This window comes from Nocardia sp. NPDC058497, from assembly GCF_042720195.1.
Lineage (GTDB): Bacteria > Actinomycetota > Actinomycetes > Mycobacteriales > Mycobacteriaceae > Nocardia.
Genome location: NZ_JBHXMY010000170.1, coordinates 1 through 10,772, shown reverse-complemented (window position 1 = coordinate 10,772; position 10,772 = coordinate 1). Strand labels below are relative to the sequence as shown.

Sequence of the window (10,772 nt, the reverse complement as noted above, 5' to 3'; positions counted from 1 at the left end):
GGGTCCCGCGGTCCGCGGCACGGTGCGTGACCGCGGCGCGCCCGCACAGGGGGCCCACCTGACCGAGCTGGCCCGCCGCCTCGGCGGCGACCTCGAGTTCGTCGCCGCCACCCTCGATGACGACACCGGCTGGGCCGAGGCGGTGACGGGTTGCGACGCGGTGCTGCACGTCGCCTCGCCGTTCCCGTCCACGCCTCCCGACGACGAGCAGGCCTTGATCGGGCCGGCAGTCGAGGGCACACTGCGGGTGCTGCGCGCCGCCGCGGCGGCCGGGGTGCGGCGCGTCGTGCTCACCTCGTCGGTGGCCGCCGTCGCCTACGGCCATGACGTGGACGAAGTGCGCACCGAGGCCGACTGGTCGGTCGTCGACCGTGTCCCGGCGTATCAGAAGAGCAAGACCCTCGCCGAGCGCGCCGCCTGGGAGTTCGTCGAATCACTCGACGGCGACATGGAGCTCGTCGCGGTGAATCCGGGAATGGTGCTTGGTCCGTTGCTCGACGCGACGACCAGCACCTCGCACGAACCGGTGCGCCGTCTGCTGAACCGCGACGTGCCTGGTTCGGTGCGCACCGGCTGGACGCCGGTCGACGTCCGCGACCTGGCGGTCGCGCACCGGCTGGCGATGGAAGTGCCTGCCGCGGCGGGCAATCGGTACATCTGCGCGGCCGAACCGCTGTGGATGGGTGACCTCGCCCGGCTGCTGGCGCGTGACTACAACCCGCAAGGCTTCCGGGTTCCGACCCGGGTACTGCCGAACTGGCTGGTCCGCCTGGTCGCGGTGTTCGACAAGGGCGTCCGGCTGACGGTGCCTGTCCTGGGCCGCACCGAACACGTCAGCGCCGAGAAGGCCCGGCGGGAACTGGGCTGGACGATGCGCCCGATCGAGGACACGATCCACGACACCGCAGACAGCCTGATCGCCTTCGGCATCGTCACCACGCCCGGTGCGCGGCGGGCGGCACCCGCGGCGCAGGCCGGAACCCGGTGAGTGGGATCAGCCTGAGCGTCAACGCCATTCTTGCCGTTGCAGGTCCTGGATCACCGGGTGCATGAGGGTCGACACGTTGGGATCGGCCGCGCGGCGGTCCGGGGGGAACACGGTGGCCGCGGTGAGGGTGCGATCGTCGAGGGAACGCAGCGGGCCGGGGGAGCGCAGCGCCGGTGCCGGGCTCTCCCCGGTCGCGGCGAGGATGAACCCCCAGTCGCCGAAGCTCGGGACATCCACGTGGTACGGCGTGGTGCGCAGCCCGGCCGCCCGCAGGGTGGCGTCGATGGTCCAGAAGGAGCGTGGCGCGAAGAACGGTGACCCGGACTGCACCACCATACGGGCTCCGGGCGCCAGCACATTCGCCGTCATCGCGTAGAACTCCTTCGAGTACAGCTTGGCGACCGAGGTCTGGTCGGGGTCGGGCAGGTCGACGATCACCGCGTCGAAAAGCCCTGGCGCGCCGCGCAACCAGGTGAACGCGTCGGCGGTGACGACCTGTACCCGCGGGTCGTCGAAGGAGTGCTGGTTGAGCGTGGTCAGGCGTTCGTCGGTGCGGGCGAGCTCGATCATCGCCGGGTCGAGTTCGACCAGCGTCACCTGGCCGACGTCCGGGTAGCGCAGGATTTCGCGCAGCGCCAGCCCGTCGCCGCCGCCGAGGACCAGCACCGAGCGACGCGCGCCGGCGAGCACCGGGTGCACCAGCGCCTCGTGATACCGATACTCGTCGACCGAGGAGAACTGCAGCCCACCGTTCAGATAGAGCCGGGTGTCGGTGGTGCCGAACGGGGAGAACGATTCGGTGAGCACGATCTGCTGGTACGGGGTGCGGGTCTGCCAGACGATCGGATGGGCGAACAGCGCCTGCTGCGCGGTCGCCTCGAACCGGTCGGCGTAGACGTAGGTGCCGGTGAGCCCGCACGCCACCACCACGGTGGCGGCGACCAGAACATGCCGGGCCGCGCGCGTCATCTGGGCGCGAAAGAAGAAGAACGCCAACGCCAGTCCGGCGACGGCATTGACCACTCCGACGACCAAACTGCCGCGGATCTGCCCGAACACCGGCAACAGCAGGAAGGGGAACGCCAGGCCACCCAGCAGCGCACCGACATAGTCGGCGGCGAACAGATCGGCGACCGCGCCACTGGCCTCCTGCTTGCGGATCTGCTGGAGCAACTCCATCAGCAGCGGGATCTCGGCGCCGATCAGCATCCCGATCACCGCCGCGGCCAGCACCAGCGTGCCGGTGTAGACGTTGAGCCAGGCGTAGCTAGCATACAGCGCCGCCACGGACAGCCCGCCGATCACGGCCAGCGCCAGCTCCACCGCGACGAACGCGGCAGCGGCATGGGCCCGCAACGGTTTCGCGGCGAGCGCGCCGACTCCCATCGCGCACACCATCACGCTCAGCGTGATCGAGGCCTGCGCCGCGGTGTCACCGATCAGGTAGCTGCCGAGGGTCACCAGCGACAGCTCGTACACCAGACCGCAGGCGGCGCAGACGAACACGGTCGCCAGCAGCGCCGCCCTGGCCAGGCGGTGCACGGGCATCAGGTGAGGCCCGCGGCCACCACCAGCGCGACCGCGACGTGCGCCGACGCCGTGACCCACACCGCGGGATGCGGTTCCGGGTCGGCGACGACGGCCCGGAAATCACCGGGGGTGAGCGCGTCGAGCAGCACGAACGCCAGCGCCATCGCGGCCAGGCCGATCACGCCGTAGGTCGCGCTGGCCAGCAGCGCCTGCGCGATCTTGCCCTCGGAGGTCCAGATGGCGGTGGCCACGATGATGCCGACGCCGAACAGGTTCGAGGCGAGCAGGATCGCGGCATTGCGGTTGCGTTCCAGCCAGATCTGGGCGCGCAGATCGCCGGGCGTGAGCAGGTCGACGATGCCGAATCCGACAGCCATCAATACGATTCCCACCGCGGAATAGGCGAGCGCGGCGCCCGCGTCCGCCGCCAGGTCGGCGAGCATGAGGTCCTCCTGTGCTGTGTGAGGCGAGCCGCCTCGATGAACTACTTGCCGCCGTTGTCGCTGCCGCCGCCGCGGAAATCGCCCGCCGCGGAGCCGCTGTTCCAGCCGTAGGTGCTGGTGTGCGCGTGGTGGCGGCGGGTGCCGTTGGCGAGACTGTCGACAAGCACGAGCGAACCGCCCGCGTGCGGCGACACCGCGACGAGGTCGGAGTCGAAGCGCAGGTAGTGGTTGTCGCCGGTGTTGCGGCGGTCGCGCGGGTCGGTGGCCTTGGCGATGGCGGCGGCGACGGCGGCCGGTGCGGCGGCCGCGGTGAACGCGAGCCCGTCGTTGACCTGGTCGAGCTGGCGGGCGCGCTGATAGCGCTCGGCAACGAATTCCCGCGGATCCTGGTCGCGGGTCACCACGACCACCACGATCACGGCGACGATGGCAACGACCACGGCGACAATGCCGGCCACGATCCATCTGGTGCGATTCATCGTCACGACGCCCCGGAACCGGTGCGCCGCACGACTGTCGGCGATGCGCTGATGAGAAAACCCTCCCCGTGAAAAACTGGCCGGACTGTATCACCCGGTGCGCCCGCGGTGAAAACCTTTCCGCCCGCAATGCGGTGGCTACGCCTCGGCGGGCAGCCAGTCGCGGGCCGGATCGTAGTCGAGCCACCTCCGTTCGCCCGCCGCCCGGACCAGGGCGGTGAGCAGGACTTCCAGCTGCAGCGGTTCGGGGCGGGTGCGCCAGATCAGCGACCACGCGTAGAGCGGCGTCGGATCGACGAGGGGGATCGCGTGGACGCCGGGGATTTCCGGTGTCGGCACGTCGGCGGGCAGCAGCACGAAGCCGCGCGGATCGGCCGCCAGCGCGGACAGCATCGGTGCCAGGCCGAGATTCGGGGTGGCGCGATGGTCGTCGATACCGAATCGGTCGGCGAAACGGGCCAGGAAATCGAGGCGGTCCAGCGCGGCCGGGGTGTGCAGGACGCTGCCGCGCAACTGGTCGGGGCGTAGTTCGGTGGCCGCGGCCAGCGGATGGTCGGCGCTGACGAGCACGTCGACGGGTTCCAGGCGGATCAGGCGGTGGGTGAGTCCTGCGGGCAGCGGCGGATGGACCCGGCCGAATCCGGCATCGATGTCGCCGTGGGCGAGTGCGGCGGCGACGGCGGGCAGGTCGCGCCCGTGACCGGGTTCCAGTGGCGGCGCGCCCGGCGCGGTCGCGATCCCGGCGAGTGTGCGCAGCGGCGCGTAGAGGTGTCCCCAGACGTCGACGCGCAGGGGACGCTGCTCCGCCCGCAACGCGGCGACGGCCCGGTCGTTCGCCTCGAGGGTTTCCTGCGCGCCCGGCAGAAAGCGGGCACCGTCGTCGGTGAGCCGCACCCCGCGATGGTCGCGGTCCAGGAGGCGGACACCGAGGGTCGATTCCAGCCGTGCCACCCGTTTGGACAGCACTTGCTGGCTGAGTCCGAGGGCAGCGGCGGCATGGCCGAAATGCCGTTCCTCGGCGACGAACACGAAGGCGCGCACGGTCGCCAGATCCAGATCCACAGTCGTCGACAGTAGCCGTACCCAGCGGCGACAACCGATCGTTGTCGGGGCGGTCGCCGGGTTGTTGGCCGATCGGGTCCGCGCGGCGGTTACCTCGGGGCATGCAGCGTTTGATTCCGACCGGCGATCCGGAGCGACCGGTCGCGTTCACCGAGGCGGCCGAACCGGTGCCGCGCTCCGACGAGGCGCTGGTGCGCGTCGAAGCCTTCGCCCCGAATCGCGGCGAGACGTTCCTGCTGGAGAACCCGCACCCGGATCTGTTGCCGGGCAAGGACATCGCCGGACTGGTCGTGCAGGCCGCGGCCGACGGGTCGGGCCCGCCGATAGGGACCAGGGTGGTCGGCCATCCGCCGCTGGGTGGCTGGGCCGACTACGTGACGGTGCCGACCGATGCGCTCGCCGTCCTGCCCGACGCGCTCGACGCGGTCACGGCGGCGGCCCTGCCATTGGCCGGGATCACGGCGGTGCGCCTGCTGCGCGCGGCGGGCGCCGTGCCGGGTGCGCGGATACTGCTGACCGGGGCGTCCGGCGGGGTGGGGCACTATGTCACCGAACTGGCCGCGGGTGCGGGCGCCGAGGTGACCGCGGTGACGGCGACGCCGGAACGTGGCAGCCGACTGTCGGCACTCGGCGCGACCCACGTGGTGCACGACATCGCGGACGCAGCGGGCCCGTTCGACCTCGTGCTCGAATCGACCGGTGGTTCCGCGGTGGCCGCCTGCTTGTCTCGGCTCCGGCCCGGCGGCACCCTGATCTGGTTCGGGCAGGCCAGCCGCACCCCGGCGACGCTGAACTTCTTCGACTTCTTCGCCGGCCCCGAGAACGCGACGATCCGCCACTTCCATTACGCGGGCGGACCATACGGCCGCGATCTCGACACCCTGGTGCGGTGGGTGGACAACGGCCGGTTGCATCCGGAGGTCGGGTTGGTCGCCGACTGGTCCGAGACCGCGCGGGTGCTCGTCGACCTGCGGGAACGCCGGGTGCGCGGCAAAGCCGTGCTGACGACGAGTGCCGCCCGATGAGCGCCGAACTGGTCGAGGCCCTGTTCAGCCGGGCCACCGGCGCCGGTATCGATCCGCACGACTACCGGCGGACCTGCGCCGAGATCGTCACGCCCGCCGACTGGGCACCGGCGTGTGCGGCAGCCGCGGCCAGGTTCCGGACAGCGCCGGGTTCGGCGATCACCCGCGGCCACCATCTTCTGATGGCGGCCCGCTGGTCGCACCTGGCGACACTCGTCCCCGACGAGAACCACGCGGCCCATGTCGAAGCGGCGGACTCCGCTGCCGAACAAGGCTTTTCCTTGCTGGAACCGACAGCGCGACGGATCACCGGTCCCGATTTCACCGGCATCCTGCGCGGCCCCGACGACGTGGCGGGCACGGTCATCGTGGTGCCCGGCCTCGACTCCAGCAAAGACGAATTCCACGTCCTCGCCGACGCACTCCTCGCGCGGGGTGTCGCGGTCTTCGCCATGGACGGTCCCGGGCAAGGTAGCCGCGCCGCGACATCGGTTCTCACCAGCGACTATTCGACGGTCATCAGCGCCGCGATCAACACGCTCGGTGTCGCGCGGGTCGGCGTCGTCGGGCTGAGCCTCGGCGGCTACTACGCCGCGGCAGCCGCAGCCCGGGACCCGCGCATCATCGTGGCCGCCACCGTAAGCGGGCCCTACCGACTGGACTGGGCGGCCCTGCCCGACCCCGTCCGCGACCTGATGACCCGCCGCGCCGGATCACCCGCCGCCGCAGCAGCGTTCGCCGCCACCGTCGACCTCACCGGGCGCGCACCGACGCTGCGCTGTCCGCTCCTGGTGGTTGACGGCGGCGACGACATCATCCCCGGCGTCACCGACGGCGCGGCTCTGGCCCATCACGCCCCGAACGGCCGCTATCTCCGCGTCCCCGGCGGCGATCACCTCGTCGGCAACAACCAGCAGGCCTGGCTCCCCACCCTCGCCGACCATCTCACCGAAGGACTCGCATGAACCGCTACACCGACAGGATCGCCCTCGTCACCGGCGGCACCAGCGGCATGGGCCTGGCGACCGCCCGCCGCCTGATCGAGGAAGGCGCCCAGGTCGTCGTCACCGGCCGCACCGAAGAGGGGGTGCGTGCCGCCGCGGCCGAATTGGGCCCGCAGGCAACCGGTATCGCCGCCGACACCGCGGACCTCACTGCCCTGGACGCTCTGACCGAGGCGATCGCGACCCGCTTCGGCCGCCTCGATCTGATCTTCGCCAACGCCGGGACCGGCACCTTCGCACCGTTCCCCGACATCACCGAGGACACCTTCGACCACGCCGTCGACGTCAACTTCAAAGGCGTGTTCTTCACCGTCCAGAAGACCCTGCCACTGCTCACAGCAGGCGCATCCGTCGTCCTCAATGCCTCGTGGACCCTGCACCGCGCCGACAGCGCCCTCACCCTCTACGCCGCCACGAAAGCCGCCGTGCACAACCTGGCCCGCACCCTGGCCGCCGAACTGAGCCCGCGCCGAATCAGGGTGAACTCGATCAGCCCCGGCTACATCGACACCCCCATGTCCGCGGGCGCCATGAGCGAGGATTTCGCGGCCATGGCGGCGGGCAGGGTATTGGCCGGCCGCTTCGGCACGGCCGACGAGATAGCCGCCCTCGTCGCCTTCCTCGGCTCCACCGACGCGTCCTATGTGAACGGCCAGGACATCATCGTCGACGGCGGTCTGGTGGCGGCCTATCCGAGCTGACGCGGTCGGCGCCATACGAGGGTGTACCGCCACATGAGGCGGCGGCGGATCTGCGCGCCGGGCAGCAATTCACCGGCCACCGAACGGATCTCGGACAGGGTTTCCTGCGGATCGCGCACAGCGGCGCCGGGTCCGCCGAGTTCGCGGCGACGCCACCAGTCCAGGCCGCGGATCGCGGGGAGCAACGGCAGATAGTGGAAGTCGGTGAGGGGATGCATCTTCCACAGACCGACCACCGCGAGGGTGCCGCCGGGCGCGACCAGCCGGCGTAGCGCCGCGATGCCGTCGCGAAGCGGAACGTGATGCAGGGTCGCGACCGCGGTAACCATGTCGAAGGTGTCGTCGAGCTCGCGGAAGTCGGCCCGTTCGAGATGCACGGTGGGCACCGGAGGTGCGGTGGCGATCACGGTGTCGTCGATGTCGACGCCGAGGACGGCGTCACAGCGGGTGGCGAGCTTGCGGGCGAGCAGGCCGTCGCCGCAACGATGTCGAGTGCGGTGCGGGCCTCGGCGGGGACCTGCTCGAGGATCCACGGGTGGTACTGCGTGTTGTGATTCCAGTAGGGGTCCGTCGACATGCCACGACAACGGGCGGGACCGTGCGGAGGTTCCGGGACCCGTCCGCGCGCAGGCGGTTCCGGTCCTATCCGCGGCCCGCCGCGTAGCCGGCCAGCCAGTCGGGGAACTGGGTGAGATCGTCGAGGACGACATCGGCGCCCGCGGCCCGCAATCCGTCGGCGTCATAGGGGCCCGTTGTCACGCCGACCGCGAGCACCTCGGCGGCCTTGGCGCCGCGCATGTCCCCGGCGTGATCGCCGACGAAGACGTGCGCGGACTCGGCCCGCAGGACATCGGCCTTGTCGGTGGACCAGAGGTCACCGGCGAGCCGGTCGATGGTCCAGCCGAGATGGTCGATGTGCAGTCGCGCGTTCGGCTCGAACTTGCCGGTGACCACCAGCGTGCGTCCGCCACCCGCGCGCACCGTGTCGAGCGCGGCGGTCGCGCCGGGCAGCGCGGGAATGTGGGGGACGACATCGGGATAGAGCGCGCGGAACCGGGTGACCAGGTGGGGGATCAGGTCGTCGGGGGCGCCCGCGTCGGCGAGCAGGGTGGCCAGCGGTGGTCCGAGGTGGTCGGCGAAGTGGCTGCCCACCATCGGCAGATCGAACTCGCGCGCGAGGGTGTCGATCGCCAGGGCGACACCGGGACGCGAGTCGATGAGGGTCATGTCGAGATCGAAGCCGACGGTGAGGGTCACGAGACCGAGCGTATCGCCGACGCTGACCACCCCCTGGTGACGGGCTGATTCACGTGGAACGCCGGATGCACTCGATGCCGAAAACGCTTGGGGGAGTGCGGTTGTGTGATGCACAGCGTGCATCACTGCACCGATGGTCGGAAGGTATGGCGATTTCGGGGCGAACGCGGTAATACGAGGTCACTGCCCCCGTTCGCCGGTTCGACAGGGAGGAATGCACGGTCACCGGCAGTGACTGCCACTGTGCACCGACTGCCATGGTCAGCTACTGGCCGCCGCGGTGAACGGCGCGACCACCGGCACCGCCACGGGCCGGGACGGATGCCGCCACACGCCCTTGCGCTCCAGAATCGGCAGCACACCCTCCCCGAACCAGTACGCCTCCTCCAGATGCGGATACCCGGACAGGATGAAGTGGTCGATCCCGAGCCCGGCGTACTCGAGCAGCCGCTCGGCCACCTCCGCGTGCGCGCCGACCAGCGCCGTCCCCGCACCGCCACGGACCAGACCGACCCCCGCCCACAGATTGGGGGCGATCTCGAGCCCGTCGGTGCGCCCGTTGTGCAGCTGCGCCATCCGGCGCTGTCCCTCGGACTCGCTGGTGGCGAGGCTGGCCTGCACCCGCGCGATCTCGCCCGGCGCGATGCCCGCCAGCAGCCGGTCGGCCTCCGCCCACGCCTCGGCGGCGGTATCACGGCTGATCACGTGGATGCGCAGACCAAAGTCCACGGTGCGGCCCTCGATCGCGGCCAGCCCCGGATCCAGTCCAGCTTCTTCGCCACCCCGTCGAGTGGTTCACCCCAGGTCAGATAGCGCAGCGTGGCCGGGCGATCGCCGGACATGAAGCTGCCGTGTCCGCCTGCGACCAGCCCGCGCGAATCGCCAAACGTGGGCAGGAACCGGTGGAACGACAGTCCGCGCTCGGTCATGTCCGCCTTTTCGTCGCGGTGATGGGAGTTGGTTGTCGACTCTGACCGGCCACGGCGACGACGTCACGGATTCGGATCACCGTGCGTGCAACCCCCCCGACACGCCACGGCGCGGCCGAACCGAACTAGACGTAACTATGCGAAACACGTAATCTTGGCGGAGGCTCGGGCGACGATGCGCGAGCGGCGACGGACCCTACGAAACGAGTTTCCTCAATGACGCGGCATGTCGACGTACTGATCATCGGCGCTGGCCTGTCCGGAATCGGCACGGCTTGTCACCTCACCCGCGAGCAGACCGGACGCAGCTACGCGATCCTGGAGCGCCGCGAGAACGTCGGTGGCACCTGGGACCTGTTCAAGTACCCCGGCATCCGCTCCGACTCCGACATGCTCACCTTCGGCTTCGGGTTCCGTCCCTGGATCGGCACCAAGGTCCTCGCCGACGGCGCCAGCATCCGTCAGTACGTGGAGGACACCGCCAAGGAATACGGCGTCACCGACCACATCACCTTCGGCCGCAAGGTCGTCACCGCGGACTTCGACCGCGCCTCGGCACTGTGGACCGTGACCGCCCTGATCGAGGCGACCGGCGAGACCGAGACCTGGACCGCCAACTTCCTGGTCGGCGCCAGCGGCTACTACAACTACGACGAGGGCTACCAGCCCACCTTCCCCGGTCAGGACGACTTCCAGGGCCGGATCGTGCACCCGCAGCACTGGCCCGAGGACCTGGACTACAGGGGCAAGAAGGTCGTCGTCATCGGTTCCGGCGCCACCGCGATCACGCTCATCCCGTCGATGGCCGACGACGCCGCGCACGTCACCATGCTGCAGCGTTCGCCCACCTGGATCCAGGCGCTGCCGTCGGAGGACCCGGTCGCGGTCGGCTTCAAGAAGTCGCGCGTGCCCGACCAGATCGCCTACAAGATCGGCCGCGCCCGCAACATCGCGCTGCAGCGTGCCAGCTTCCAGCTCTCGCGCACCAACCCCGAGCTGGCCAAGAAGTTGATGCTGACACAGGTGCGGCTGCAGGTCGGCAAGAACGTGGACCTGCGCCACTTCACCCCGAGCTACAACCCGTGGGATCAGCGCCTGTGCGTCGTGCCCAACGGTGACCTGTTCAAGGTGCTCAAGAGCGGCAAGGCCGACATCGTCACCGACCGCATCGCGAAGTTCACCGAGAAAGGCATCCTGACCGAGTCGGGTCAGGAGCTCGAGGCCGACATCATCGTCACCGCCACCGGCCTGAACGTGCAGATGGTCGGCGGCATCACCATGAGCATCGACGACGAGCCGGTGAAGTTCAACGAGACCGTCGCCTACAAGAGCGTCTTGTACTCCGACATCCCGA

The 10,772-nt window shown here is 70.2% G+C and carries 11 protein-coding genes and 1 pseudogene; 5 read left to right on the top strand and 7 right to left on the bottom strand.

From position 1 onward, the window contains the following. Window positions 1-988, top strand: a 988-nt coding sequence (locus ACFWPJ_RS14215; protein ID WP_378851039.1) for an NAD-dependent epimerase/dehydratase family protein, incomplete at its 5' end; no start/stop codon positions are given. Window positions 989-1,006: 18 nt separating this feature from the next. On the opposite strand, the gene ACFWPJ_RS14210 is transcribed toward ACFWPJ_RS14215, so the two are convergent. The 4 genes from ACFWPJ_RS14210 to ACFWPJ_RS14195 form a co-directional block, all read right to left on the bottom strand. Further along, window positions 1,007-2,536 (bottom strand): polyamine aminopropyltransferase, encoded by a 1,530-nt coding sequence (locus ACFWPJ_RS14210; protein WP_378851036.1) that lies wholly within the window; start codon window positions 2,534-2,536, stop codon window positions 1,007-1,009. Continuing rightward, window positions 2,536-2,961, bottom strand: a complete 426-nt coding sequence (locus ACFWPJ_RS14205) for a DUF350 domain-containing protein (protein WP_378851033.1) — start codon at window positions 2,959-2,961, stop codon at window positions 2,536-2,538. The genes ACFWPJ_RS14210 and ACFWPJ_RS14205 overlap by 1 nt, the downstream gene beginning before the upstream one ends. Window positions 2,962-3,002: 41 nt before the next feature. Next, on the bottom strand, window positions 3,003-3,440 hold the full coding sequence (locus ACFWPJ_RS14200; RefSeq protein ID WP_378851030.1) for a DUF4247 domain-containing protein: 438 nt from the start codon (window positions 3,438-3,440) through the stop codon (window positions 3,003-3,005). Between the two features lie 138 nt (window positions 3,441-3,578). Beyond that, window positions 3,579-4,502, bottom strand: coding sequence for a LysR family transcriptional regulator (locus ACFWPJ_RS14195; protein ID WP_378851027.1), 924 nt, complete (start codon window positions 4,500-4,502; stop codon window positions 3,579-3,581). A gap of 101 nt (window positions 4,503-4,603) precedes the next feature. Between ACFWPJ_RS14195 and ACFWPJ_RS14190 the strand changes: the two genes are divergently transcribed. The 3 genes from ACFWPJ_RS14190 to ACFWPJ_RS14180 are packed head-to-tail and all read left to right on the top strand — an operon-like array spanning window position 4,604 to window position 7,232. Next, entirely contained in the window at window positions 4,604-5,527 is a 924-nt protein-coding gene (locus ACFWPJ_RS14190; protein ID WP_378851025.1) for a zinc-binding dehydrogenase, read from the top strand. Further along, window positions 5,524-6,492 (top strand): alpha/beta hydrolase family protein, encoded by a 969-nt coding sequence (locus tag ACFWPJ_RS14185; protein WP_378851022.1) that lies wholly within the window; start codon window positions 5,524-5,526, stop codon window positions 6,490-6,492. Before ACFWPJ_RS14190 ends, ACFWPJ_RS14185 begins: the two co-directional genes overlap by 4 nt. Next, window positions 6,489-7,232 (top strand): SDR family oxidoreductase, encoded by a 744-nt coding sequence (locus tag ACFWPJ_RS14180; RefSeq protein ID WP_378851020.1) that lies wholly within the window; start codon window positions 6,489-6,491, stop codon window positions 7,230-7,232. The genes ACFWPJ_RS14185 and ACFWPJ_RS14180 overlap by 4 nt, the downstream gene beginning before the upstream one ends. On the opposite strand, the gene ACFWPJ_RS14175 is transcribed toward ACFWPJ_RS14180, so the two are convergent. The 3 genes and pseudogenes from ACFWPJ_RS14175 to ACFWPJ_RS14165 form a co-directional block, all read right to left on the bottom strand. Next, window positions 7,220-7,765 (bottom strand): class I SAM-dependent methyltransferase, encoded by a 546-nt coding sequence (locus ACFWPJ_RS14175; protein WP_378851017.1) that lies wholly within the window; start codon window positions 7,763-7,765, stop codon window positions 7,220-7,222. The genes ACFWPJ_RS14180 and ACFWPJ_RS14175 overlap by 13 nt on opposite strands. A 109-nt stretch (window positions 7,766-7,874) precedes the next feature. Continuing rightward, window positions 7,875-8,489, bottom strand: a complete 615-nt coding sequence (locus ACFWPJ_RS14170) for an HAD family hydrolase (RefSeq protein ID WP_378851015.1) — start codon at window positions 8,487-8,489, stop codon at window positions 7,875-7,877. Window positions 8,490-8,750: 261 nt separating this feature from the next. Continuing rightward, window positions 8,751-9,301: pseudogene (locus tag ACFWPJ_RS14165) on the bottom strand (LLM class flavin-dependent oxidoreductase); the annotation flags it as partial. Window positions 9,302-9,634: 333 nt separating this feature from the next. Between ACFWPJ_RS14165 and ACFWPJ_RS14160 the strand changes: the two are divergent. Further along, the coding region (locus ACFWPJ_RS14160) for a flavin-containing monooxygenase (RefSeq protein ID WP_378851013.1) at window positions 9,635-10,772 on the top strand (1,138 nt) is incomplete at its 3' end.